At 46.4% G+C, this 24199-nt stretch carries 22 protein-coding genes and 1 pseudogene; 8 read left to right on the plus strand and 15 right to left on the minus strand.

Annotation, left to right across the window (positions count from 1 at the left end; genetic code table 11):
- Window positions 1-3: 3 nt before the first annotated feature.
- The 6 genes from ACH10T_RS10085 to ACH10T_RS10110 all read right to left on the minus strand — a co-directional run bounded on the left by ACH10T_RS10085 (window position 4) and on the right by ACH10T_RS10110 (window position 7438).
- Window positions 4-1485, minus strand: coding sequence for an N-6 DNA methylase (locus ACH10T_RS10085; protein WP_394809150.1), 1482 nt, complete (start codon window positions 1483-1485; stop codon window positions 4-6).
- A 105-nt stretch (window positions 1486-1590) separates the two neighbouring features.
- Entirely contained in the window at window positions 1591-1737 is a 147-nt protein-coding gene (locus ACH10T_RS10090; RefSeq protein ID WP_394809151.1) for a GIY-YIG nuclease family protein, read from the minus strand.
- Between the two features lie 142 nt (window positions 1738-1879).
- A complete protein-coding gene (locus tag ACH10T_RS10095) occupies window positions 1880-2926 on the minus strand; it encodes a Fic family protein (RefSeq protein WP_394809152.1) in 1047 nt (348 codons plus the stop codon).
- A complete protein-coding gene (locus tag ACH10T_RS10100) occupies window positions 2923-3990 on the minus strand; it encodes a hypothetical protein (RefSeq protein ID WP_394809153.1) in 1068 nt (355 codons plus the stop codon). Before ACH10T_RS10100 ends, ACH10T_RS10095 begins: the two co-directional genes overlap by 4 nt.
- On the minus strand, window positions 3936-4625 hold the full coding sequence (locus ACH10T_RS10105; protein WP_394809154.1) for a restriction endonuclease subunit S: 690 nt from the start codon (window positions 4623-4625) through the stop codon (window positions 3936-3938). Before ACH10T_RS10105 ends, ACH10T_RS10100 begins: the two co-directional genes overlap by 55 nt.
- Window positions 4625-7438 (minus strand): DEAD/DEAH box helicase family protein, encoded by a 2814-nt coding sequence (locus ACH10T_RS10110; RefSeq protein WP_394809155.1) that lies wholly within the window; start codon window positions 7436-7438, stop codon window positions 4625-4627. The genes ACH10T_RS10105 and ACH10T_RS10110 overlap by 1 nt, the downstream gene beginning before the upstream one ends.
- Before the next feature lie 340 nt (window positions 7439-7778).
- Here ACH10T_RS10110 and yaaA point away from each other — a divergent pair, with 340 nt between their 5' ends.
- The 5 genes from yaaA (at window position 7779) to phoU (ending at window position 11972) form a co-directional block, all read left to right on the plus strand.
- Window positions 7779-8561, plus strand: coding sequence for a peroxide stress protein YaaA (gene yaaA, locus ACH10T_RS10115; protein ID WP_394809156.1), 783 nt, complete (start codon window positions 7779-7781; stop codon window positions 8559-8561).
- A gap of 44 nt (window positions 8562-8605) precedes the next feature.
- The gene (locus tag ACH10T_RS10120) at window positions 8606-8971 is read left to right on the plus strand and encodes a nuclear transport factor 2 family protein (RefSeq protein WP_394809157.1); all 366 of its coding nucleotides are present in this window, start codon (window positions 8606-8608) and stop codon (window positions 8969-8971) included.
- A 176-nt stretch (window positions 8972-9147) separates the two neighbouring features.
- Window positions 9148-10260: a molecular chaperone DnaJ gene (locus ACH10T_RS10125; RefSeq protein WP_394809158.1), complete on the plus strand. Its 1113-nt coding sequence runs from the start codon at window positions 9148-9150 to the stop codon at window positions 10258-10260.
- A 273-nt stretch (window positions 10261-10533) separates the two neighbouring features.
- Window positions 10534-11193 (plus strand): ribose-5-phosphate isomerase RpiA, encoded by a 660-nt coding sequence (rpiA, locus tag ACH10T_RS10130; RefSeq protein WP_394809159.1) that lies wholly within the window; start codon window positions 10534-10536, stop codon window positions 11191-11193.
- A 71-nt stretch (window positions 11194-11264) separates the two neighbouring features.
- Window positions 11265-11972 (plus strand): phosphate signaling complex protein PhoU, encoded by a 708-nt coding sequence (gene phoU, locus ACH10T_RS10135; protein WP_394809160.1) that lies wholly within the window; start codon window positions 11265-11267, stop codon window positions 11970-11972.
- Between the two features lie 61 nt (window positions 11973-12033).
- Here the strand turns inward: phoU and ACH10T_RS10140 are convergent, their stop codons facing one another.
- Genes ACH10T_RS10140 through ACH10T_RS10165 form a run of 6 tightly spaced genes read right to left on the minus strand, consistent with a single transcriptional unit; the run spans window position 12034 to window position 18319 of the window.
- Window positions 12034-12609 (minus strand): GspH/FimT family pseudopilin, encoded by a 576-nt coding sequence (locus ACH10T_RS10140; protein WP_394809161.1) that lies wholly within the window; start codon window positions 12607-12609, stop codon window positions 12034-12036.
- Between the two features lie 6 nt (window positions 12610-12615).
- A complete protein-coding gene (locus tag ACH10T_RS10145) occupies window positions 12616-15723 on the minus strand; it encodes a pilus assembly protein (RefSeq protein ID WP_394809162.1) in 3108 nt (1035 codons plus the stop codon).
- Between the two features lie 28 nt (window positions 15724-15751).
- Complete coding sequence (locus ACH10T_RS10150; RefSeq protein WP_394809163.1) at window positions 15752-16252, minus strand: hypothetical protein; 501 nt, start codon at window positions 16250-16252, stop codon at window positions 15752-15754.
- Window positions 16249-17319, minus strand: a complete 1071-nt coding sequence (locus ACH10T_RS10155; RefSeq protein ID WP_394809164.1) for a PilW family protein — start codon at window positions 17317-17319, stop codon at window positions 16249-16251. The genes ACH10T_RS10150 and ACH10T_RS10155 overlap by 4 nt, the downstream gene beginning before the upstream one ends.
- Window positions 17316-17918: a type IV pilus modification protein PilV gene (pilV, locus tag ACH10T_RS10160; RefSeq protein ID WP_394809165.1), complete on the minus strand. Its 603-nt coding sequence runs from the start codon at window positions 17916-17918 to the stop codon at window positions 17316-17318. Before pilV ends, ACH10T_RS10155 begins: the two co-directional genes overlap by 4 nt.
- Entirely contained in the window at window positions 17912-18319 is a 408-nt protein-coding gene (locus tag ACH10T_RS10165) for a type IV pilin protein (RefSeq protein WP_394809166.1), read from the minus strand. Before ACH10T_RS10165 ends, pilV begins: the two co-directional genes overlap by 7 nt.
- 231 nt (window positions 18320-18550) lie before the next feature.
- On the opposite strand from ACH10T_RS10165, the gene thiO reads away from it, so the two are divergent.
- A complete protein-coding gene (gene thiO, locus ACH10T_RS10170; RefSeq protein WP_394809167.1) occupies window positions 18551-19657 on the plus strand; it encodes a glycine oxidase ThiO in 1107 nt (368 codons plus the stop codon).
- 3 nt (window positions 19658-19660) lie between these two features.
- Here the strand turns inward: thiO and ispH are convergent, their stop codons facing one another.
- Both ispH and ACH10T_RS10180 read right to left on the minus strand, forming a co-directional pair.
- On the minus strand, window positions 19661-20605 hold the full coding sequence (ispH, locus tag ACH10T_RS10175) for a 4-hydroxy-3-methylbut-2-enyl diphosphate reductase (RefSeq protein ID WP_292993292.1): 945 nt from the start codon (window positions 20603-20605) through the stop codon (window positions 19661-19663).
- Window positions 20606-20707: 102 nt separating this feature from the next.
- Entirely contained in the window at window positions 20708-21826 is a 1119-nt protein-coding gene (locus ACH10T_RS10180) for a 3-deoxy-7-phosphoheptulonate synthase (RefSeq protein WP_394809168.1), read from the minus strand.
- 358 nt (window positions 21827-22184) lie between these two features.
- Here ACH10T_RS10180 and ACH10T_RS10185 point away from each other — a divergent pair, with 358 nt between their 5' ends.
- Both ACH10T_RS10185 and ACH10T_RS10190 read left to right on the plus strand, forming a co-directional pair.
- Window positions 22185-23453, plus strand: coding sequence for an ATP-binding protein (locus ACH10T_RS10185; protein WP_394809169.1), 1269 nt, complete (start codon window positions 22185-22187; stop codon window positions 23451-23453).
- Window positions 23450-24010, plus strand: a complete 561-nt coding sequence (locus ACH10T_RS10190) for a response regulator transcription factor (RefSeq protein WP_394809170.1) — start codon at window positions 23450-23452, stop codon at window positions 24008-24010. The genes ACH10T_RS10185 and ACH10T_RS10190 overlap by 4 nt, the downstream gene beginning before the upstream one ends.
- A gap of 21 nt (window positions 24011-24031) precedes the next feature.
- Here ACH10T_RS10190 and ACH10T_RS10195 read toward each other — a convergent pair.
- Window positions 24032-24199 (minus strand): annotated as a pseudogene (locus tag ACH10T_RS10195) (IS1595 family transposase); the annotation flags it as partial.

The raw sequence follows: 24199 nt of genomic DNA on the forward strand, positions 1-24199 counted from the left end.
ACTTTAATCTGACAGCGCCGCTGCAATTTCTCTGAAACTGTTCAGCCCGGCTTCCAAGTTCTCGATAATTTCACCCGCCAGCACATCCGGCTCGGGCAGATTGTCTAAATCGGCCAAACTCTTATCCTTTAGCCAAAAAATATCCAGACTGGTTTTGTCGCGCGCAACAATTTGATCAAAGCTGAATTTGCGCCAACGGCCTTCCGGGTTGCCTTGCTCGCTCCATGTTTCCTTGCGCTCGTGGCGGTTGAGCGGGTTATAGCAAGTAATGAATTCCTGCAAATCCTCAAAACGCAGTGGTTTCTTTTTTAACGTGTGATGAATATTGGTGCGGCAATCGTAATACCAGACTTCTTTCGTCCACGGTTCTTTGCTGGCTTCTCGGTTATCGAAGAACAACACATTTGCTTTCACGCCATTAGCGTAGAAAATACCGGTAGGCAATCGCAAGATCGTGTGCAATTCTGTGGTTTCCAGCAGTTTCTTGCGTACTGTTTCCCCCGCCCCGCCTTCAAACAGCACATTATCCGGCACCACCACTGCCGCCCGCCCGGTGGTTTTCAACATGGTGCGGATATGTTGCACGAAGTTGAGTTGTTTGTTGGAAGTTGTTGCCCAGAAATCCTGCCGGTTATAGGTCAGATCGTCTTTTTCCTGTTCTCCTTCATCATTGGTGAAACTCATCGCGCTCTTCTTGCCGAACGGCGGATTCGCCAGCACGTAATCGAAGCGGCGGCCGGAATCCGCGACCAGCGCATCATTCGGGGAAATCATGCTGTCACCGTCGATCTCGCCAATGTTATGCAAAAACATGTTCATCAAAGCGAGGCGCCTCGTGCTCGCGACAATTTCATTGCCAAAAAACGTTTCGTGTTTGAGAAATGCTTTTTGTGTTTTATCCATCGCATGCTCGGCGACCAGAAAATCATACGCCGCCAGAAAGAATCCGCTCGTGCCGCACGCCGGATCGGCAATGGTCTTGCCGGGTTCCGGGCGCACGCATTGCACCATTGCCCGGATCAATGCGCGCGGCGTGAAGTATTGCCCTGCACCGGACTTGGTATCTTCCGCGTTGCGTTCCAACAGTCCCTCGTAGATGTCGCCCTTCACATCAGCGCCCATCGTCACCCACTGGGTTTCGTTCACCATATCGATCAGGCGGTACAGTTTGGCCGGGTCCTGGATTTTGTTTTGCGCCTTGGTAAAAATCGTCCCCAGCATTCCCGGCTTTTTGCCCAGCTCCATCAGCAGCGTCACATAATGCACCTCCAGTTCCGCGCCACGCTTGAGCTTAAGGCTTTGCCAGTTGTACTCGGCAGGAATATCCACGGTGCGGTTATACGGCGGCTGGCTGTATTCATCCGCCATCTTCAGGAAAATCAAATACGTGAGTTGCTCCAGATAATCGCCATAACCCACCCCGTCATCGCGCAACGTGGTGCAGAAACTCCAGACTTTGGAAACGATGGATGCAGTTGCGTTCATGTCTTTGCCCCGAATACTTCGTCATTCCCGCGTAGGCGGGAATCCAGCCTTACACCAAGTCCGACCATAAATCTTTCCATGTCGGATTCATCTTTTCGATCAAATTTATTTTCCATTGTCTATTCCACTTTTTAAGTTGCTCCTCGCGTTGAATCGCTGCCAGACTCGTTGAATCAGATTACTGGTTACACCGATATACAAAGTGCCGTTATATTGGCTCGCCAGAATATAAACCGCAGCTTGTTTTCCCATTACGCAACCGTCCTCGTTTTTTTCACAGGCAAGGAATCAGCCCTTAATCACATGGATTCCCGCCTGCGCGGGAATGACGGCAAGGGCGCCCTTGCTACTTTCGACAGTTATTACCCTCTCTATTACCCTTACTAAAGGGTAATTACCCTTTCTTTTTCCATCGAGCCGCTGGACCTCTGCCCTGGCATTCGACTGCGTTTGCATTTTTCTGCTCTCGCAAAACACGACGCACCATGTCTTTGCTCACACCGGGACAAGACTGCTCCACCTGAGCCACAGTAAATTCGCCCACAAAGCGATCGATAGCTACCAACACCAGATTGGTCTTCGAGCCGCGTGGCGCTTTCACTTCACCCACACGCTCGGCAAATTCGCGGCAAGCCATCTTGAGAATGGACAACACGTAGTTGATGTAAGGCCACGGGTCATGCTTGCCATCATGCCAACCCTGCGAGCTTTGCTCCAGCGTCTCGTAATAGCGATCCTTGTTTTCTTCGATCAAACGCTCAAGGCTGATATAGCGCCCCACCTCATAGCCCGATTGATAACACTGAAGCAAAAGCGCCAACCGCGACACGCGCCCGTTGCCGTCGCGGAAAGGATGGATGCACAGAAAATCCAGATTGAATGCCGCCATCGCAATCAGTGGATGCGCCCAACGATCATCCAGGCAATACTGCCAATCAGTAACCAGCTCCATCATTGCGGCAGGGGTGCCCGCCGCAGACACCGGGCGGAAACGAACCCGTTCACGACCATTCGCATAACGCTCGATGATGTCGCCGTCTTTTTCCTTGTATTGGCCCGCATCCCAGATTTGCCCGCGCGCCAGCCGGTGCAGCTCGCATATCGCCGTCTCGCTCACCGGCATGCGCGCAGCCCCTTCATGAATGAGCTTCAACGCATCGCGATAGCCGCGCACCTCTTCCTCGTCGCGATCCCGGAACAAAGGCCTAGCCGCAACCAGCAACTCGCGCACCCGCGACGGATCAACCGACACGCCTTCGATACGATTGGAAGAAACCGCGCTCTCGATCAGCGCATGCTCGCGCAAGGTCTTCAGCCGCTGCGGCGACTGCTGCGTATAAAGCGTCTGCTTGCCGCGGAATTCGCCGAGATCGGCGAGATACCAGGACGTGCTGGCGGGAATGGAAAAATCTTTTAAAGCAAAAAGGCGCAGCGTGTTCATGTCGTTTTCCTTTTTGTCTTGAGCGCAGTATCAGCCCGCTCCGCCTTGATGCGCGTCAGGAGCACCGAAGCGGGTTCGTCGTTTGGATCTTGCGGCACCAGTTGGCCGGAGAAGGCTTTTTTCAGGATGGATTGGCGCAGGGCTTCGGCTTGCTGTAAGGCGGTGGTGATGGTTTGGTCGAGTTGGTCGGCTTCGGAAAGGCGTGATGCCAAAGCTTCATTGACTGCTTCAGCTTCTATTTCAGAACAAATAGGCACAACGATTGACCGGATTCTGTCCTGTCCAATATTGCGCATGGATTCTTGATTACCAGTCGATAGCCGCATGATTTGGTTGCGCCCAATTCGGCTGCCTAGATACTGAAGAAAGTATTCCTGAGAAAACCCATCGAATCTAATGCGAAGCGTTTTATCACTCAGCATAATTTTCTTGGTTACCTTCCTTGCAATGACGCAGGCACCTACGAGATCAATAGTATTAGCTCTGCTTAAAATGAAATCGCCGCTCCGAATTAAATAGGCTTCATTTTCTTTCGAGGTGTCAGTGCAGGTCTTGCTTTCCGATTCATCATATTCACCCCACGTCACTGCACTTACTTTTGCCACACCTATTTCATTAGCACGCGGCTCACGTTCGTCACACTTAAAACTTTTTCCTGCATCAATCGAATCAATGAAGTCGCCCAATTTGCACCACCTCCACCCCGCCGGCAGTTCGGGCAATTCGGCCAGTTCTTCGACGGTGAGTGGCGGCAGGAATTTCGGGGGCTTGGGTTTTGAAATCCCTCCTCGCTCCCCTTTTTCTAAGGGGGGGATGGGCGCGGTGCTGGCTGGCTTCCCTCTTTGTAAAAGGGGGATAGAGGGGGATTTTTCCCAGTCGGCGAGTTGTTGCTGGTAGCGTTGTGCGCGCTCTTGCTGGATGCGTTTCAGCAAAGTGTCGGCGGTTTCGAGGGGTTTGTCATTCCCTGTCACCCTCGCGAAGGCGGGGGGCAGGCGGGAATCCATGTCGTTCAAAGGCTGGCCCCCCCCCCCTTCGCGGGGGTGACGTTCCGCTCCGCGCGCCACTGCGCGGTGAGTTTGCCCTCGAACGCATGTTTCAGCAGCGCTTGGCGATACACCTTGAGCTGTAATTGGGCGGTTTTCAGGTTTTCGATGCCCTTATCCAGCTCGGAAAACAGTTCTTCAATTTTGGCGACGATGCGGTGTTGTTCGTTTGTGGGTGGTAGCGGAACATCACAGGCACTCAGGTAAGGAGTTGTCACGCGCCGCTGACCAACCGCACCAGACATATTGTGTTCTGCCTGGCGACGAAAGGCTTGAGATGATACGAAGTAGTAAATGTACTTTGCGTTCACTCCAGATAGTGCACGAAGAACATGAAATTCGGTTGAACCAAAGCCAATACCATTTATGATTTCTGGCACTACAGCCATTTTCCCATTTTCCATACAGGGAGTTATCTTGGCAAATAGAACATCCCCTTCACAAAAAGGCGTGTAACCTTTTTTTACTTCCGAAAATTTGCGCTTACCGCCAACATCAATTATTCCGCTTTCAGCTTGCACGGCTGGCATCGGTACAAATGAAACCTCTAAATCATCAGGAATACCAGCTTTATCAAGTGTCGGGTTTACAGAGACTACTTCAGAAATCTTAGCATCACACCAAGCATGGGGTCGCCCGTTAACATTTACTTTCATCACCCCACCAACACTTCATTCAACTCATCCAGCAACGGTTCCATCCTTGCCCCAAACAACTGATGCATCCTGCCCAATCCGCCTTGTGCGTCGAACGGCGACATTTCCAGATCGTCGCGTTCGATGTGGAAGGAGTTAGCAACGTGGTCGCGGATCATGTGCAGCCAGTTCATTTGCTCTTCGTTGAACTTCTCACCGCTGCCGGCGTGGCGTTGCATAATCCAGCTTTGGAAGTTGCGGCGTACGGTGTCGTCGAAGGGGGTTAGGGTTTTGTCCCAACCGCATACACGACGAATCAGTGCGACCAGTGTCGTGAGCTCATTGACTGGATTTCCGCCTGCCCCCCGCCTTCGCGAGGGTGACAGGGAATGGCGGGATTCCAGTTGTTGATACGCTTGCCACACGCTCAGTGGCGCGAGTTTGGGTTTGTCGGTTTTGAGTTTATCCAGCACTTGGCGGATCAGGGCGTAGCTGAGTTCACGCCTGCGATACGGCTGGCTGAAAAAGATGGTCAGTGCGGCAATGCTGTCTTGATTCGCCTTCAGGTAACCGGCAAATTCATCGGTTAAAGCTTGCGCATTGTTGGCGGCATCTTTGTCCCATTCGGCGCGCAACATTGTGTCGATGTTGTCGTGGTCGATGGTTTGTTCCTTGTCGCGGCGGATGGATTCGATGAGTTCGACCAGTTCGCCGTTCAATACTTTCGCGGCTTCAGTTACTAATTGCTGTTGCGCTTGCTGGCGTTTGTCGTCGCCGGGGTCTGAGCCGATGGGGAGCTTTGCCAGTTCCAGCGCACGCGCTTCGATGTTGTCGGCGTCGATTGCGCTGAATAATTTGCCGACAAATTGGGTGAGTTCCATACCGCCAGCGAGTTCGCGGATGCGGCGCTGGTCATCGGTATCAAGTTGTTTGTTGAGCCGCGCCAGGCGACCGGCAAGCGAGCTGACAGTGTCTTCATCGGTTACGCCCATCATCACGCTCATCGCCAAATCCTTGAGTGGCACGCTGGGTTTAGTGATCAGCGGCTGGCTGGCGGTCTTAAGCGATTGGGTGACGCCGATGGCATCGACAATCACATAGTGGGTCTTGGCGCTGACGGCGGAGGGCGTGACTTTTTTCAGGTCGTCCATGTCCAGCGTGCGCGTGCCACGGCCTTTCATTTGCTCGAAATAGTTGCGGCTTTTCACGTCACGCATGAACACCAAACATTCCAGCGGCTTGACGTCGGTGCCGGTGGCGATCATATCCACTGTGACGGCGATGCGCGGGTAATATTCATTGCGGAATTGCTGCAACACGGACTTGGGGTCTTCCTCGGTTTTGTAAGTGAGCTTTTTGCAAAAGGCGTTGCCCTCGTCAAATTCCTCGCGCACGGTCTGGATAATGTCGTCAGCGTGACTGTCTGTTTTGGCGAAGATCAGGGTCTTTGGCACTTCGCGGCGGCCGGGAAAAATCTCCGGCAGCTTGTCGCGGAAAGTACGAATGACGGTGCGGATTTGATCCGGGTTGACGATGTTGCGATCCAATTGCGTGTTGGAATAGGCTTCGTCTTCGTCCTGCATTTCCCAGCGCTTCTTGCGCGTGAGTTTTTCGCGTTTTTCCACTTGTTGCTTGGCGGTGATCTGCGCGCCTTGCTGGGTGATCTGCGTTTCGATCACGTAGACTTCATTGCCAACGTTCACGCCATCCGCCACGGCCTTTTCGTGACTGTAATCGCTGACTACGTTTTTCTTGAAGAAACCGTAAGTGCGATTGTCCGGCGTGGCGGTTAAGCCGATCAGGCTGGCATCGAAATAGTCGATAACCTGTTGCCACAGGTTGTAGATGGAGCGGTGGCATTCGTCGATAAAGATGAAATCGAAGAATTCCGGCGGGACTTTTTCGTTATACACCACCGGCATCGGCGTTTTGGGTAGCGCCAATTCTGCAGGGTTAATTTCTTCGGCAGCATCATCGAGCGGCGTGTCTTTCAGGATGGAATACAAACGCTGGATGGTGCTGATGCACACCTGGCTATCCTTGGCGACAAAAGAAGATTTGAGGCGTTGCACGTTGTACAGCTCGGTAAACTTACGGTTATCGTCGAGCGGCACGTAGGACATCATTTCCTGCTCAGCCTGCTCGCCAAGATTTTTGGTATCGACCAGAAACAGAATACGCTTGGCATTCGCATATTTGAGCAGGCGGTAAATTGAGGTGATGGCGGTGTAAGTTTTACCCGCGCCGGTTGCCATTTGAATCAGGGCGCGCGGACGACCCGCCTTAAACGAGGCTTCCAGATTGATGATGGCGGTTTCCTGGCAATCACGCAGGTGCAATTCCCTGGCGGGCAAGTGATTGGGATTGAGCAGCGGAATATGGTGCAAACGTTCGCGCAGGCTGGCATCTTGCGCCAGCCTTTCTTTGAGCGTCTCGGGGCGGTGAAAATTGAATACTTCACGCGAGCGGGGTTTGGGATCACGGCCGTCGGTGAAACGGGTGATGATGCCGGTACTTTGGTAGAGGAAAGGCAAGGGTTCTTTGTTATTGACCCACTTGAGCGGAGCCGCCGCGTAGTCTTCAGTTTGAGTTTCATGCGCAGTGAGCCGCTGACCTTCTTCTTCACGCTTGGCTTCGATTACGCCGATTGCTTTTTTATCCACGAACAGCACGTAATCCGCCGGACCGGCATCGGTCTGGTATTCACGCACCGCTTGGCCTAATCCAACATTCAGATCAATCTTTTTGGCTGATTGAACAACCCAGTTCGCTTGCCTAAGCAATGCATCAATGTTGTCACGGGCTTTTTGTTCTGGATTCTGGTTTTCGGTCATATTTAAAACACACAAGAATCATATCTCTTGATCTGCTTCCCTATCTTTATTCAACACATGATAGCGTACAGTGCTTAAAAAGCCACGAAGTACCTTGCTACAAATGGTTTGCTTAAATCTTGTACTGTGAAAACCTTAAATTCATTAATACGGAATTTCTCTTTAGCAGCCCGCTGAATTTAAAGCTGAAGCTCTGTCACTGAGAGCGGAGATCAATCAGTATTGATGCATTTTCCTAAAGGAGATATTTCAGGCATATTTAAGGATTTATTGTGCAAATTAGAAGTACTCCTTCTCCATGAGTAAATCTGATAGTATTTTTATTTCAGGATGAGAACCCATGATTATTGTTATTTCGCCAGCAAAAACACTGAATTTTGAAACGCCAGCCATCACGCAGGAGCATACGCAGCCTGGTTTTCTCGATGATTCAGCCGAACTGATCGACCAACTCAGAAAACTGGAGCCGGATCAAGTCGGCAAGTTGATGTCTATCAGCTCTAATCTCGCTGTTCTAAATTCAAACCGCTATTTCGCCTGGAATCGCCCATTTGACATGAAAAATGCCAAACAGGCAGTACTCGCTTTCAAAGGAGATGTTTACACAGGTTTGGATGCAGATACACTGACCGTTGCAGATTTGGCTTTTGCGCAGGATCATTTACGCATTCTGTCCGGATTGTATGGCGTGTTGCGTCCGCTGGATCTGATGCAGGCTTACCGGCTGGAAATGGGCACCCAGTTCAAGAATTCGCGCGGCAATAATCTGTACGAATTCTGGGACGATAAAATCACCCAAGCGCTCAATCAGGATTTGAAAAAACAAAAAACAGATATTCTGATCAATCTGGCTTCCATTGAATATTTTCAGTCCGTGCAGAAGAACAAATTAAACGCACGCATCATCACTCCGGTTTTCAAAGATGAAAAAAACGGTGTTTACAAAATAATCAGTTTTTTCGCCAAGAAAGCGCGTGGCTTGATGAGCCGCTATATCATCCAGAACAAGCTGACAAACCCTGAAGATATCAAACACTTCACTAGTTCAGGTTATCAGTTTAGTGAAGATGCCAGCAACCGTGATGAATGGATTTTCACTCGCGCGGAATCAAGATCAATTTGATTCCGAACGAACAGCTCTACGAATTTCTTGGCAGATAAAATGCAATGGATACCAATCAATCAATTGAACTGGCAAAAAACTATGTGACGTTATCCAACGATCACAATCTCCCGCTGATTCAACTCCTGTTCGCCGACGATGCTACCTACCATTCTGCTTATTTTGGTGAATACAAAAGCAGCGCAGCGATTCATACCATGATGGCCAGCTTCTTCGTCTGCTTCCCTGATGCGCATTGGGAAGTAGCGGAATATCGCGGCATTGAGGATAACGGTGTGGAATTTAATTTTGCCATGACTGGAATGGATACCTCTTCCGGTGAGCAGGTGAAACGGCAAGGATTGGAGCGCATCTACTTCACTCCGGATGGTTTGATCAAGCATATTGCAGTTCTAAAGCCGCACAATTAGCTTGTGCTGATCAAACGATCTCTTGTCTAATTTGAGTAATCATTCAATCAACAGAACTGTGAAGAGAAAATTTCACTGCCAGCATCTGATAAATGTCCAGAATGTCAGATTTGTGAATAATAATCCGGCGCATTAGGTTAAAATTTCACACATTCACTTCTGCCCCGCATCATGTTATGCCACACCACAAAATCAAAGTAGTTCGAATTGAAGAAAGTCAGCAACAGACTTATCTTTCACCTGCACAGAAAAAATTTAATGGATTAATCCAGAAAATTGATGCGCAGAAGAAACTACTGGCCACATGGCAGGAAGTAATGCCTCAATACCAACAGGAAATTGCCGGAAAACTGATCCCGTTACGCGGTACGTTCCGCGATCATCAAGCAGAAATGGTGGTGATGTTGGATGCTTTGTATAGCACTCAGAAGCTCGCCCACAACCAGCGAGATAAAATTGCATACCTGATTACCAGCATATGCGAGGAGCTGATCGGTCAACACGGGCGCGAGGATTTAAAGCCGCTTTATGATTGTTACAGCGAACAGGATTACGATGCTGCAGCTCAAGAAGCCGATGAAATGGCCAGTGAATATTTGAAATCTATGTTCGAACAGGAATTCGGTGTTGAACTGACCGATGATGAATTTGATTGTTCCGACCCTGAAGAAACAGCGGCACGCTTGGCTGAGAAGATGCAGGAGCGGCAGGAACAGGCTCAAGAGTCCCGCTCCAAGCGGGAAAAATCCGCCAAACAATTGGAGAAGGAAGCACGTGAGCAGGAAGAGGAGGCCAACGTCAGCAAATCGATCCAAGCAGTTTACCGGCAACTGGTAGCAGTGTTGCATCCGGACCGGGAGCTGGATCCAGTGGAGCGCGAACGTAAAACCGAATTAATGCAGAAAGTGACGGTTGCTTATGGAAAAAGAGATTTGCTGCAACTGCTGGAATTACAATTGAGTGTCGAACAAATTGATCAGAGCAATATTAACAATATCGCCGATGATCGCTTAAAGCATTACAACAAAATCCTGCAAAGCCAATTGGAAGAACTACAGCAAGAGGTAGTGCTTATGGAATTGGACATCAGGAAAATGGCTGGACTTGCACCGTATGCGCACTTGTCGCCGAAGCGGGTTTTTGCTCTGCTAAATGAAGACATGCGCACGTTACGGAATCAAATCAACCGCATTCAATATGACTTGATGCTATTCAATGATGTGAAGCAGTTCAAATCATGGCTCAAAGGCTATCGGATTCCCGCATCTGGGTTTGATCCGTTTTTCTAACGATTCGCTATGCTCGATTCAATCTTCACTTGCTGAAGTAAATTCAAATTAGAAACATGACTAGTGTAACTATATCTTCATATAACTATGAAAAAATTCACTTTCTCTTAGTATCATCAAACTTCAATCTTAAAAGCTTATCGCCGTAATAATTTTGCGCATTCTGTTCCGAATCTTCAAAAATTTATTTTCGGCGGCTAGAAGCATTGTTTAAATTTACAGATAACGCTATCCTGATAAGCGATATTAATTTTTTGTCAACATAAGGCCATAATGACACAAGACGAACAAAAACGCGCTGCTGCTGCAGCTGCAATCCAGCATATTCCGGTTGGTTGTATTGTTGGCGTGGGCACAGGTTCTACCGCCAATTACTTTATCGATGAGCTGGCTAAAATCAAAAATAAAATTGAAGGCGCTGTCGCAAGTTCGGATGCGACTGCACAACGCCTCAAGAGTTACGGTATCGAAGTGCTTGATTTCAATAATGTTATTGATTTGCCTGTTTATGTGGACGGTGCGGATGAGATTACCGAACATTTGCACATGATCAAAGGTGGTGGCGGTGCTTTAACGCGGGAAAAAATTGTGGCTGCTGTCGCTCGAAAATTCATCTGCATTACAGACCAAAGCAAGCTGGTGAATGTTCTTGGCAACTTTCCATTACCCATTGAGGTCATACCCATGGCGCGCAGCTATGTCGCACGTGAAATTGTGCTACTGGGAGGGCAACCGGCCTTACGCCGGGGATTCATCACTGATAATGGCAATGTGATTCTTGATGTACATAACTTGCAAATTATGAATCCGGTTGAACTGGAAACGACACTGAATCAGATTACAGGGGTTGTAACAAATGGTCTTTTTGCCCGGCGTTCAGCAGATACTTTATTACTGGGAACAGATAATGGGGTACGGACAATTACTATCTGATTTATAATGTTAATCTTTAGCAGCTAAAAACTTGGCGCATCGCATAATTCCATACCAACAAAAGGCATGCCATGGTAACCAAAGAACATATTTCCAAGCAGTTTGATGCTGATCTTGAAGAAGTGCGCACACGTGTTTTGCAAATGGGTGGTTTTGTTGAAGAGCAAATCGAATATGCTATTGAGGCGCTGACGACCGGCAATGAAGAGTTAATTGATCAAATCATTGCTCGTGACCATCGCGTTAACTCCATGGAAGTGTCAATTGATGAAATCTGCAATCAAATTATTGCACGCCGACAGCCGACTGCAAGCGACTTACGCATGATTATGATGGTTATCAAAACCATTACCGATTTGGAACGTATTGGCGACGAAGCAGCGAAAATTGCACGAATGGCAAAGTTGATCTATTCAACGGACCGTATGCACATACCGCGCTTTATTGAAATCAAGCATGTCGCCAGTATCGCCATGGACATGCTACATAAGGCGCTAGATTCCTTTGCCCGGTTAGACTTGAATGCAGCCGCGCAAATTGTACGGCAGGACGAACTTGTGGATGAAGAATTTCGTTCCATCTTGCGACAATTGATTACTTTCATGATGGAAGATCCAAGAAAAATCTCCACTTGCTTGGAGATAGTATTTATCGCCAAAGCAATCGAGCGTATTGGCGATCATGCAAAAAACATGTCCGAGTACGTTGTTTACATGGTAAAGGGCAAGGATGTACGCCATGTAACAGCCGATCAGATTGAACAGGAAATTCGGGAATAACACCTTTCTGTCAGATTATTTGCGGATTCAGCCTACTACCCTATCAATCAGGATATTCAAGTCATGAGCAGGTGGTGATCTTGGCGATGCGCGATCTGCCGCTGCTGCTTAATATGATATCGCGCCCATTACCGGATGCTGCTGGCGCAGCTGGGCAAAGCGTGATTGTGCCAGATTGAAACCCACCAGTGGTAAGCTTTGGGATTCCTTGTGCATCATAAGAAATATAACTACTGACATTAGTATTCCCAGATAAACTAAAGCCAGTTGATAATGCAGACATCGTAGTAATTATCTGCTCGCCAGCATTAGCACTTGCATTATTGTCCAAATCAGCAAACACAATCCACCCTTGGCTCCAGTTACCCAAACTGGTGCATGTTGAACCATCAGAACTTTTACAGATAACAACACGCGCATTACGTTTTACCGCTTCCGATCTAGCCAATGCCATATGTGAGAATAGCGTGTTAGCATAACTACTTAGACGAGTACTCGTAGTAAATTGACTGAAAGACGGTACGCCAATGGTCAATAAAATGGAAAATACCGACAGTGCGACCAGCAGCTCAATTAAGGTCACACCACGGCAACTTTGAACCATCTGGTCTGTAGAAATAATTCTCAATCTAATCATTTTGTATTAATGTTGAAGATACCAATAAACCCGACCCTTATAAGTAGTGGGGGATGCTATAGGCCTAGGTGACGATCCTTCTAAAGGAGAATCCGAACTTGCTCCAATCAAAAATGGTACTGTGATACTTTGACCCGTTGTCGGATGTATCACAGTCACCATTCCTGCTACAGGTGACGGTGGCAACCCACCTCCTGTTATCGGCACAAATCTTGTAGTACCAACAGGGCGGCCATCCATAAACCCAAGGTTGTATACACGCGCCAATCCCAAGTTTGATCCACAGATGTTTGGATCAGGTGGTGTTGGCGTGTGTGTGCTGAAGGTAACAACACCCATTACAGCAACTGCTGATGTTACTACTTGCTCTTTATCATGGGTAGTTCCGGCAGTGCCAAATGGCATATACCAACCTTTCTTGGCAGCCAACTGTGACTCTGTTGGCAGAAGCGTACTATCCGGATTTATGGCAAGCAGTGAGTTAATACATGCCAATGCAAGCGACAGACAACTACCCGTTTCTGTTGACCACCAGGCAGCATCAGATGGTTTGTCTTTAATCATAAAAAACGCATTGTCAACACTGGTCGCCGTCGTATGACTTAGGAGCGGATGTTCGCGATCCCCTGAACCTATTAAAATAATGTTGTAATCGGGTGATACAACCACCTCAGGCGCGAACATGAATTTGCGATTGGCGACACCACCGAGACAATCGGTTGTGCTGCATCCCAGCGATGCAATTTTCGTAATTGTCCAACTTGCAGGTGCAGCAGAACCTATTGTGACCCGGTAAACATTACCCCCCGTATCGGCCGCATAAGCATATTCAGCCAGCCCGGTCACAGTGTTGGGTACAACAGTCACATCCCCCACTACACTTCGGTCAGTGGATAATGTGGTCAGTAGCGTGCCACTATTAGCATCCAGTACAAAAATTTTGTTTCCTTTAGGTGCAGAACAGGTATTCAGATCGCTCCCGCTTGAACCATCTTCACAGGTATCATACCCACCGCCAAAAATAAGCATCGGCAAAGGTGTCGATCCTGAAACATAGCCCGATGATTTCAAATTAACGGCTGCTGACCAAGTCTGTCCGATACCACTGAAACTTGCTGAAGTACATCCGGTATCATTGGTTAAATTAGGGCAGCCCTGACGCCATTTCAAGCTTGGGCTCGTAGGTGTGCTGGCATCAAAAGCATAAATCATTCGTCCACCACGTCGTTGCGCAGCATAAATCCAGACTGTGCTGCCACTTTTATAAGCCGTGATACGCCCGTCGAAGAAATAGGGCTTGGCTGTCGCGTCATTCACACTGGGTAGTGTAATGGCGGGACTGTTGTCATAAATGCGTTTGAGCTGTCCATAATGCTCTGGCGCAACAAATGACCATAATTCAGTACCGGCAGCATAACTGCCAATGCTGCTCGACTGATTACCATTAATGGCATGAAGCATACCGTCACTGGCGCCATAAAACACTACCACACCGGTACCCCCGCCATAATCTACTGCGACTGGCCGGGAGTGGACAATATCTCCATGTGCAGATGATCTCATCTCGGTAGTATTTGTATTCGTATTTTCCTCTTTCACATCTTGACCCCGCACCCAGTTGATCAAGTTAGTGCGTTCAGTACTATCAGCCACGCCCAATAACGTTTGTGTAATTGAAGTATTAGCATTATCAAAATTGCTTAATCCGGCACAACTGGCTGGATCACAAGTTTTAACAATACGTGACGCAGGAGCAGTTGCACGTAACATATAACCTGTAGCGCCTTTTTCCACAATATCGCCATCCGGAGTATTGGATTGATCCGAGTTAGCAATCGTGGCACATGAGCCTTGTGGTGCAAAAGACCAGTACGTATCCATACTCGCTGTACTGGGTGTCCAGAAGCTTCGAGCGCATTGCGTAATAAATCCGGTATTTTTATTAATTGCTAATACACCATCAGCATCAGCCAGACTTATCGCGACGGTATTATTTATTAAGCTTGGTTTAAATTGATATTGTTTAAGGTTTCCTGCCCAACGAGGATTTGCACTGGCATCTGGACGGAACATGCCAACAAATATTTGATTAAGATACGTACCTTGTGTGTTAACACTTACTGGCAGGCTTGCGGAAGCAAATACGGTGTTGACTGCTTGTATCTCAGTAAATATCTGATTTAATGCCTCCGCGATTTGAGATCCGCTATTAACCGAGGAATTGACTGAAAAATATTTACCTTTACCTTGAGTCGCCATGCTTTTTAATAATGCAGTAAATCCAGGACCCTGCCCTGTAGTTCCAGGATCAACATCAACAGTGTAAGTCGTTATCTTAGTTGAAGCAGTCGTTGCCATGAAACGTGCCCATTCATCGCTGGCTCCCGATTGTGATCCACTAGGAGAAAGTGAGATCTGTGTCGTATTTCCTCCCGCAGCAGACAACTTTGAATTAGCGGTTGAAGTATCCGAAGCATTATCCTGAACGGGACCATTACTGATATAAATAATAAAATTCTTTTGGCAACCCGAGCTCACCGGACTTTCATAACTTGTATCACTAGATGATGATAATGCATTTCCGCTTAATGCATAAACTGCGTTAAACGCTGAGGCTCCTGATGTATTACCGGCATAATCCCGTTTAGCCTTATTATGTCCTGCGTACGCACCCGCTCCAGAAAAATAGTAATACGCTTCAGCCATGGTCAAACCCAACTTACCGTTATTTGACTTATCTTCGAGTTTGCCCAAACTGTTTACCAGATTCTGATAAATCGGCTTGTTGGTGGCATCCATCAAACGTATCGCGGCACGCACATAACCGCCATCGGGATTGCTATTTCCTGATCCCGTTTCACTGAACATCATTAAACCAACTCTAAATTTGTTAACGGTCAGGCCACTAAGCACTGTGGATAGCGCATTGATTTCATTGACAAATGCAGCATTCCAGTTTGCGGTATTATCCAGCACAATCAATATATTAGGAATATCTGTAGAATTGGGAGGAGCAACACCGGTAAATAGATCTATGTCTTCTGCCGCAGAAATTGTGCTGACAAACGATAAAATTATCGCAACTAATAGATTATTCTTTGACGGCGTTAGCATAGATACTCTCATCTCGGGATTTTGATTTTTAACATGCAGACAGTAGATACTCACTTTGTGTCAACTGTTTGCTGATACCTTGCTTAGCCACTACTGATGCACCTGTTGCCTGATTCTGTGCTGTCGCTTCAATTTCCCATAAAGTCAAATAATCAGACGAATTAGTTACATTGGAATTTATCCCGCTCAAAGCCAAAGGGTTAACAGGTGCTAATGTGGCTTTTATGCATAGAGGAGCCTTGATACTCACAACATAATCGGTCGTATTATTCTGATCAATATCGATATCTATCGTCTCTGGATAATTTGCTGGATCAATTGCCACAAAGTTAATATTTATCGTCTGCTCAATGGCCATATTAGCTGCTGCAATAGCCTCATTCCTGAATTGCATGTTACTAACCGCTTTCAGATTCCCACCACTGAGTGAAAAAGCAGATATCATCAGCAAAGTAATAGAAACTAGCATAATGAGCCCAACCACTAAAGTGGCACCACTTTGCCGTGATATAATATGTTGATTTTTCATGGTTTATCTCTTCTACCCGACGGATTCACTAAACGAACATAGCTGGTATAAACATGACGCATAAAACCATCATTAAAAGGTCCTAATGTAGTTGATCCAAGTTGATAAGTTTTACTCTCAACATACCCTGAAGAAGCCTCTAAGTTACGTGCCAGGACATGCACCTGCACGGCTACCACATTTGCCCAATCCAATGCTGTGCAGGATGCGCAGTCATCAAAAATATCCGGACTGCCATCTTCATCAGTATCCCGTCCGTATTCAAACTGAATACTTTGAATGCCTTCTATGATCGGTTGTGCTGATTGCATTTGGACAACGCCGCCACTCAAGTCAAAATCGGTGCGCATCAATGTTGGAATACCATCCCCTGAGGTGACGGAATAATTGCGCACGTAAAAAGCGGAAATTATTAATTTCCGCTTGTCAGCGACCGTGGCACAGTCTTTTTTATATACTGAAACGCCGGGCGTACCCAGTACAGGTGTTGTAGCGGCACTCGCAACATAATTGGCATGCCCCGTATTTCCACACGCCTGGGTTTGCAAGTACAATTTACCTGCACTATAGTTTTCACACCCTGCCACACCAGCGGCACAAGTTGACGCATAGCGAATCACCAACACATCAGAATCCGATTGCCGGTTCGTTACAATGCTAGAGCACTCAGTTGGCACAGAAACTCCTGTCACGTAGCCTTGTACAGGAATTGAGAACATGTTGTTAATGTAGATTGCATCCCAATCAGAGAATGCAATACATGGATTGGGCACTGCCGTAGGCGGCGTAATAGACGGTAAAGAGGGAACATAAGTATCCCAATAACCTGCGTGCCATAACTCTTTCTGCAATACCTGCAAGGTAAATCGGCCATTCTCAACCTGCCGGTTCATTCTTGCCAGATCTGCATTACTTTTTGTTAAATCCAAATATAGTGCAAGCACACCTGTCATGATCAACAATCCCAATGTAATTGAGATCATTAACTCAATCAGAGAAAAACCACCTTGCTGACCGCGTACCCAGCAGTGTGAGGCAGCATCTAATTTTTCTGCACGTGCACTCATGGTGATGCCAGATTAGCTATACGGACGATTGTACTCATAGTACGGCGGCACAAATCGTTAACACATTTTGCACCAGTTTCACCATCATATAGCCCGGTACCACAAGTTGAGGCTGGAGCTGAAATCGGAGTCATGCCCTGCCACGCCACGGTAATCATGAATTGGTCACCAGTCCCAAGATCTTCGATACAGCCGCGTGCTCCTATCATTGCACCTACATTCGTTGATGTCGAAGATTGTTCACTAGCACCTTTTAAAGCATTGCTCCATTGACATGTATCAAAGCTCTGACCATTACCTGTGCAGGAAGTAGGCTGACTATCTCCTGTCCCTAGGGGATTTGCCGTTGCAGTAACATATGTTGCAGCAATCCTACGGTTAGAAGACAGCCTGTTCTCCATGTCCTCAAGCAAGATTAGTGCCTGTGTGCGTTGATATGATTCGAGCTCGGAAGATTGCAAGCGTACTTGCAATCCAGCCAATCCCAATAATCCAACAGCCAGAATAACCATAGTAACAAGAACCTCAATAAGCGACACACCACGCATTGAAAGCACAGGATTTGAATTACATAAGACTCTCATTTCCTGAGCTACCATTTATCGGCAGGAGTTTTGGCGCCTTCGCTAGTGAGCATGAGATTCCCATCACTTGCTTGTGGTCCAGTTGGAGTAAATGTAAGCGTATATGAAGGTACCGTTCCAGTTCCAATTACAATTGCATAACTGTACTTGCTACTTACATCCGATGGAAGTGAATAGCCACTTGCTTCCAAGGTTGTTTTGCTCGCATAACCCCTATCAGTAAGCAGAAACTGTTGTTGGCGATTGGCAATATCCATCATCTCTGCCTGAGCTGCCGCACGATTTGCTCTTATCATATATTGTGTATAGGATGGATAAGCAATGGCTGACAAAATACCAACAATGGCCACCGTGATCATTAATTCAATCAGCGTAAAACCACGACAATTTAACCTTTCCATGACTTGCTTCTTCATTTACAAAATTCCCAAGAAATCTGCTTTTAACTCTGATCTATTTTATGCACTAGAAAGACCTCAGGTTTAACGGTTACTAGGTTAATTAACTTTAGCAATGAAACTCTATTTCATTTCCATTCAACTTAGTCGCTCACTCAATGTCGATCGCACTATGAGCAGCTTAGGTTACAATCACTCATATCAAGCATTTTCAATTCTCTGTAAGCATAAATAAGTAATCAATCCAGAATGAAACAAGATGTAATCGTCATTGGTGCTGGAATCATAGGGCTTGCAACGGCGGAACGCCTGTTATTACAAGGTGCGAAAGTTACGATACTCGAGCGCAACAAAGCTGGGCAAGAATCATCCTGGGCAGGCGGTGGTATTTTATCGCCGCTTTGTCCATGGGATTATTCTGATGCTGTCACACGCCTTACTAGCCATAGCGTCAAACAATTTCCAGCGTGGATTTCAGCGTTACACCAAGCATCTGGAATTGATCCGGAATATGAAATATCCGGCATGCTGATATTGCCATCCTACGATGTAGAAACCGCACAAAAGTGGTGCTCAAAAAGAGAAATTAAAATAGAGGAACGGGAAATACTGTGCACCCCAGCCATGGGAAATAACATTGAAATTCATACCTGCAAAACATTTGATCGCACTTTATTCTTGCCTGATATTGCACAAGTACGTAATCCAAGATTGCTGCGCGCATTACTTAACCGAGTTGCGCAATTAGGCGGGAAAATCATAGAAGGCTGTGCAGTGAATGGCCTGGAAACTGCGCATCAGCAAATACAATCCGTTACTTCATCTTGTGGAAAGTTTATTGCAGATTACACTATTGTTAGCGCTGGTGCTTGGAGCAAGGAAATATTGGGAAAACACGCTCTCAAACTGGATATTAAGCCGATAAGAGGACAAATGCTGTTATTTAAGTTTGATACACCACCTGTACGCAGCATTCTTGTAAAAAATGATTTATATATCATCCCTCGCCGGGATGGTCATTTACTCATTGGCAGCACACTCGAAGATGTGGGTTTTGATAAACAGACGACAACATCAGTACGTGACAATCTGTTAATGCGTGCGCAGGCTATTCTGCCGATACTTCACAAAATACCCATCAAGCAACACTGGGCGGGATTACGTCCGGCTTCACCGGACAACATACCCATTATTGCTCGACACCCGTTGATCAATAATTTATTTATCAACAGCGGTCATTTCCGCTATGGCGTCACAATGGCACCAGCCAGTGCTGAAATTCTGGTTAACGAGATAATGAGTATCCCACAACCATTTGATACCACTCCCTATCAAATGGGATGGAATATAGATTAATTATCAGGCCTTCGGTAATGGAAATACAACCGATTCAACAACACCACTTAACTCTTCTATCATCACATCTTCACCGATTTGCTCGGCTCCGATTTGCTTGAGCCGGGATATCACTTGCTGAACCAATATTTCAGGGGCCGAAGCTCCTGCCGTAATACCGATGATTTTTTTTCCAAGAAACCAGTCTTCTTGCAATTGTTCGGCGCGATCTACCATATAGGCTTCCACATTGGCATTTCTTGCCACTTCACATAACCGGTTAGAATTTGAACTATTGGGAGAACCCACTACAATGACCAAATCGCATTGATCCACCATTTTTTTAACGGCATCCTGACGATTCTGCGTGGCGTAGCAAATATCGTCTTTCTTAGGGCCGGTGATCATAGGAAATCGCCTTTTCAAAGCATCGACAATGCGCGCAGCATCATCAACTGACAAAGTGGTTTGTGTCACATAAGCCAAGTTGGCCTCGTCTTTAACTTTTAGGACATCAACATCCATCTCGGTCTCTACCAGATACATTCCTTTGTTTTCGCCGTCAATTTGCCCCATCGTACCTTCAACTTCCGGATGACCTTGATGGCCAATCATAATGATTTCCTTTCCATCCTTGCGCATCTTGGCCACCTCCACATGAACTTTGGTAACTAGCGGACAGGTCGCATCAAATACCTTCAATTTACGATCTGCAGCCTCTCGCCGGACAGCATGCGATACGCCGTGCGCACTAAAAATCAGAATGCTATCCTGCGGTACTTCATCCAGATTCTCTACAAAAACAGCACCTTTTTTCTCCAGATTCTCAACCACAAAACGGTTATGCACAACTTCATGACGCACATAAATCGGCGCACCATGCATTGTAAGCGCACGTTCAACAATTTCTATCGCACGGTCCACACCAGCACAAAAACCTCTGGGATTCGAAAGTAGTACTTTGATCATTTATTTATCCTCCATCAATGGATATTTTTCCTAGACTGAATCAGTGATAAGCGCATTCCGCATTTAATATCACAAATCGCAGACATTGAAATTTAACAGCGTTTATATCTCTCGATAGCGTTCTGTCAATGCGACACGTTTTTCATAAGCTTCTCGTGCAATCTGAATATCTTCCAGAAATTGCGGTAGTTCTTTCATTAGCAGTGCTTGCGGTCCATCGACCAATGCTTTACCGGGTGCCGGATGAAAGTCGACCAACACCATATTAGCGCCAGCTATGACGCCCTGAGCTGTTACATGCATCACGTCCAGAATACCATCCGACGAGCTTGCGCGAGTACCCACTGAGTGCGAAGGATCAACACAAACCGGCATACGAGTTAACCTTCTAACAACAGGTACATGCGAAAAATCAACAAAATTACGATGCGGATCACCCATATTTGTTTTCATACCGCGTAACCCGAAAACCACTTTGCGATTTCCCTCCGAAGCCAAATACTCTGCGGCATTCAATGATTCGTCCAGAGTAATGCCAAAACCACGTTTTATCAGTACTGGAAAATTCTGCTGACGGCCAACAATTTTCAGCAGTTCAAAATTCTGTGTATTCCTGGTCCCAATCTGCAACATAACACCCGTTGCATTACCCGTCTGATAGAGCGCATTACGTATTTCTTCCAAGTGAGATTCATGCGTAATCTCCATCGCGATAACTTTTATGCCGTACTTTCCTGCCACATCAAAAACATAAGGAAGACAAGTTTTACCATGCCCCTGAAATGAATAAGGACTGGTTCGCGGCTTATAGGCGCCCATTCGCGTACAAACCTGTCCATGATCACGCAATGCCTTCATCATCATTTCAACGTGCTCAATGGTGTCAACCGCACACAATCCTGCGAACACATTCAGCGTATCTTGCCCAAAACGAACACCGTTATAATCAAAATGTGTCGGGCGATCATCACCCTTGTGTCGTCCTAAAACGCGATATTCCTCGGAAACCCGGACTACCCGGTCAACACAAGGAAGCGAGCTAACATCCTCAATAGATAACACTTTAGTGTTACCTATTAAATATATCTCTGTCAGTGCCTGTTCGTCACCCACTTCAGTATGAACACGCGTTGATATCCCTGAAAAATTGGCAAGATGCGTCAACAACTGTTTATATTCAGGACTATCAAGCCGGGTATTTGGAACAAGGATAAGAATCATAAAATAATTTCAAAAAGATAATGCTAATTCATTAGCATAAGATAAAATAGCACACGATTCTAACCGAAAAAACCATTGGTTACCATGACTCTGATAAACACTCACGCTGACTAAGCCTCTCCAGAGCCAGCGATCCTTCAGAAAAGCTACATAACAAACCATCTTTATCGCGATGGAAAATAGCGCTATGTAATTGTATGTCATAAACTTTCTTAGAAGTCCGCATTATGAATCAAATTTCTGGCACAGCTATTCAACTCACCCTGAGACAATTTGCCACATAGCATTTCAAGAGAATTTAAGATAATGTTCTATATCAGCTCACAATTAAAAAAGATTTTTACGATATTCTTAAATAATGTTTAGTGACCTCAGTCAATCACCGCTCAGAAAAAATTTACAACGTTTATTTTGGCTCCGGAATATTGCCATCGTTGCCCAGTGCCTGACATTTGCAATTGTGTACTGGACCATCGATATTGTAATTCCATGGACACAAATGATCTCTGTCGTCGCAATACTCACTCTGTTAAATCTGTTGACATGGGTACGGTTATACCGCAAATGGCCGGTATCCCATACGGAGTTCTTTTTACAATTACTGATTGATGTTTTGGCATTAAGTACATTATTGTATTTCAGTGGCGGCTCAACCAATCCATTTATTTCACTCTATCTACTGCCTTTGACAATCGCTGCTGCCACACTGCCTTGGCGTTATACGTGGGTTATGGCTATTGTCACAATTGCTTGTTATACGCTGCTATTATTCAATTATGTACCATTGCCGCACGAGCACAGTAATCATCTCATTGAATTTGCGTTACATGTGTCAGGAATGTGGTTGGCATTCGTATTAAGTACTGTAATCATCGCATGGTTCGTTGTTAAAATGAGCTCCTCGATTCGAGATCGAGATCGGGATCTTGCTAAAGCGCGAGAACAGGCATTACGCAATGAACAAATTATTGCTCTGGGAACACTGGCAGCCGGCGCAGCACACGAACTTGGCACGCCGCTCTCAACAATGGCTGTTGTGACCGGAGAATTACAACAAGAATATAAAAATGATATTGAATTTCAGAACAATATTCATATCTTGCGTGATCAGATTGTCCACTGCAAGAAAACTTTGACCCAATTACTGGCCAAAGCAGGTCAAGACAGAACTGAGCACGGCAGCGAACTTCCTGTTGATGAATTTCTTGATCAGGTTCTTGACAAATGGAAGTTGATACGTCCTTCTGTTAAATTTACTTACCAATGTACCGGCACGCAGCCTGCACCCAGAATTATGGACAATCAACTATTGAGCCAATCCATACTCAATCTACTTAATAACGCTGCAGATGCCTCTTCAAAATGCATAGAGATCAAGAGCCATTGGGAAAACTTGATGTTACATCTTGAAATTATTGATGATGGTGAAGGATTATCGGCAGAAGCCATACAACGCGCTGGCGAAGCTTTCTTTTCCAGCAAGATGCCTGGCCAAGGCTTTGGAATCGGTTTATTTCTGGCGAATGCAAATATTGAGCGATTTGGCGGCAGTGTTCGTTTGTTTAATCTTGAGAGTGGCGGCGCCTGTACACAAGTTGTTTTGCCGCTATTAGAACCAATATCATGACCGAGCCTTTATTAACCGACAACAACGAGTGCCCCAGTTTATTCATTGTCGACGACGATAAAGTTTTTTGTGATGTACTGGCAAAAGCGATGACAAAGCGTGGCTTCAGCGTAACGTGCGCATATTCTATTGAAGATGCATTGAAGTTGGCCGAAGCTTCAACACCTGAATATGCAATTGTCGATCTGAAATTATCCAGTGAATCCGGATTGGTTCTGGTTGAGAAACTGAAAACCTTGGATTCCGGTACCCGCATTGTCATGTTGACGGGCTATGCCAGTATCGCTACGGCGGTTGAGGCCATCAAACTCGGCGCTACCCATTATCTTGCAAAACCAGTCGACGCCGATGATATTATGGCTGCTTTTGAACGTACAGCTGGCGAATCGAATATAGCTATCAGTGCACATCCATTATCGGTAGGGCGGCTTGAATGGGAATATATTCAGCGCGTCCTCACCGAGAATGATAACAATGTGTCAGTTACTGCCAGAATATTAAATATGCATCGCCGCACATTACAGCGCAAGCTTGCCAAAAAACCGCTACGTGAATAAAGCAGGCAATCTATTTCCTGATTAGAAAGATTCTTCAGCTTGCCGAAGCCAACGTGCCGGGCGAGGCCCGGTAGTGGCTGCAGCGACGAATAGACGCAGAGGGAGTGCTTCAAGATGGAAGCGCCGGTTGAAACGGTAAACAAACGCACCGAGGTAACGGGTTCCGTATTTGGCGAAATCGAATGCATG

Source organism: Nitrosomonas sp. (assembly GCF_043753625.1).
Lineage (GTDB): Bacteria > Pseudomonadota > Gammaproteobacteria > Burkholderiales > Nitrosomonadaceae > Nitrosomonas.

Bases quoted from the DNA above. Each gene is read 5' to 3' on its own strand.
- ACH10T_RS10105 (WP_394809154.1), bottom strand. From the start codon at position 4,625: ATGAAAGTAAATGTTAACGGGCGACCCCATGCTTGGTGTGATGCTAAG.
- ACH10T_RS10145 (WP_394809162.1), bottom strand. From the start codon at position 15,723: ATGCTAACGCCGTCAAAGAATAATCTATTAGTTGCGATAATTTTATCG.
- rpiA (WP_394809159.1), top strand. From the start codon at position 10,534: ATGACACAAGACGAACAAAAACGCGCTGCTGCTGCAGCTGCAATCCAG.
- ACH10T_RS10095 (WP_394809152.1), bottom strand. From the start codon at position 2,926: ATGAACACGCTGCGCCTTTTTGCTTTAAAAGATTTTTCCATTCCCGCC.
- ACH10T_RS10090 (WP_394809151.1), bottom strand. From the start codon at position 1,737: ATGGGAAAACAAGCTGCGGTTTATATTCTGGCGAGCCAATATAACGGC.
- yaaA (WP_394809156.1), top strand. From the start codon at position 7,779: ATGATTATTGTTATTTCGCCAGCAAAAACACTGAATTTTGAAACGCCA.
- ACH10T_RS10155 (WP_394809164.1), bottom strand. From the start codon at position 17,319: ATGAGTGCACGTGCAGAAAAATTAGATGCTGCCTCACACTGCTGGGTA.
- ACH10T_RS10165 (WP_394809166.1), bottom strand. From the start codon at position 18,319: ATGAAGAAGCAAGTCATGGAAAGGTTAAATTGTCGTGGTTTTACGCTG.
- ACH10T_RS10085 (WP_394809150.1), bottom strand. From the start codon at position 1,485: ATGAACGCAACTGCATCCATCGTTTCCAAAGTCTGGAGTTTCTGCACC.
- thiO (WP_394809167.1), top strand. From the start codon at position 18,551: ATGAAACAAGATGTAATCGTCATTGGTGCTGGAATCATAGGGCTTGCA.
- ispH (WP_292993292.1), bottom strand. From the start codon at position 20,605: ATGATCAAAGTACTACTTTCGAATCCCAGAGGTTTTTGTGCTGGTGTG.
- ACH10T_RS10120 (WP_394809157.1), top strand. From the start codon at position 8,606: ATGGATACCAATCAATCAATTGAACTGGCAAAAAACTATGTGACGTTA.
- ACH10T_RS10150 (WP_394809163.1), bottom strand. From the start codon at position 16,252: ATGAAAAATCAACATATTATATCACGGCAAAGTGGTGCCACTTTAGTG.
- ACH10T_RS10180 (WP_394809168.1), bottom strand. From the start codon at position 21,826: ATGATTCTTATCCTTGTTCCAAATACCCGGCTTGATAGTCCTGAATAT.
- ACH10T_RS10140 (WP_394809161.1), bottom strand. From the start codon at position 12,609: ATGATTAGATTGAGAATTATTTCTACAGACCAGATGGTTCAAAGTTGC.
- ACH10T_RS10110 (WP_394809155.1), bottom strand. From the start codon at position 7,438: ATGACCGAAAACCAGAATCCAGAACAAAAAGCCCGTGACAACATTGAT.
- pilV (WP_394809165.1), bottom strand. From the start codon at position 17,918: ATGGTAGCTCAGGAAATGAGAGTCTTATGTAATTCAAATCCTGTGCTT.
- phoU (WP_394809160.1), top strand. From the start codon at position 11,265: ATGGTAACCAAAGAACATATTTCCAAGCAGTTTGATGCTGATCTTGAA.
- ACH10T_RS10190 (WP_394809170.1), top strand. From the start codon at position 23,450: ATGACCGAGCCTTTATTAACCGACAACAACGAGTGCCCCAGTTTATTC.
- ACH10T_RS10125 (WP_394809158.1), top strand. From the start codon at position 9,148: ATGCCACACCACAAAATCAAAGTAGTTCGAATTGAAGAAAGTCAGCAA.
- ACH10T_RS10185 (WP_394809169.1), top strand. From the start codon at position 22,185: ATGTTTAGTGACCTCAGTCAATCACCGCTCAGAAAAAATTTACAACGT.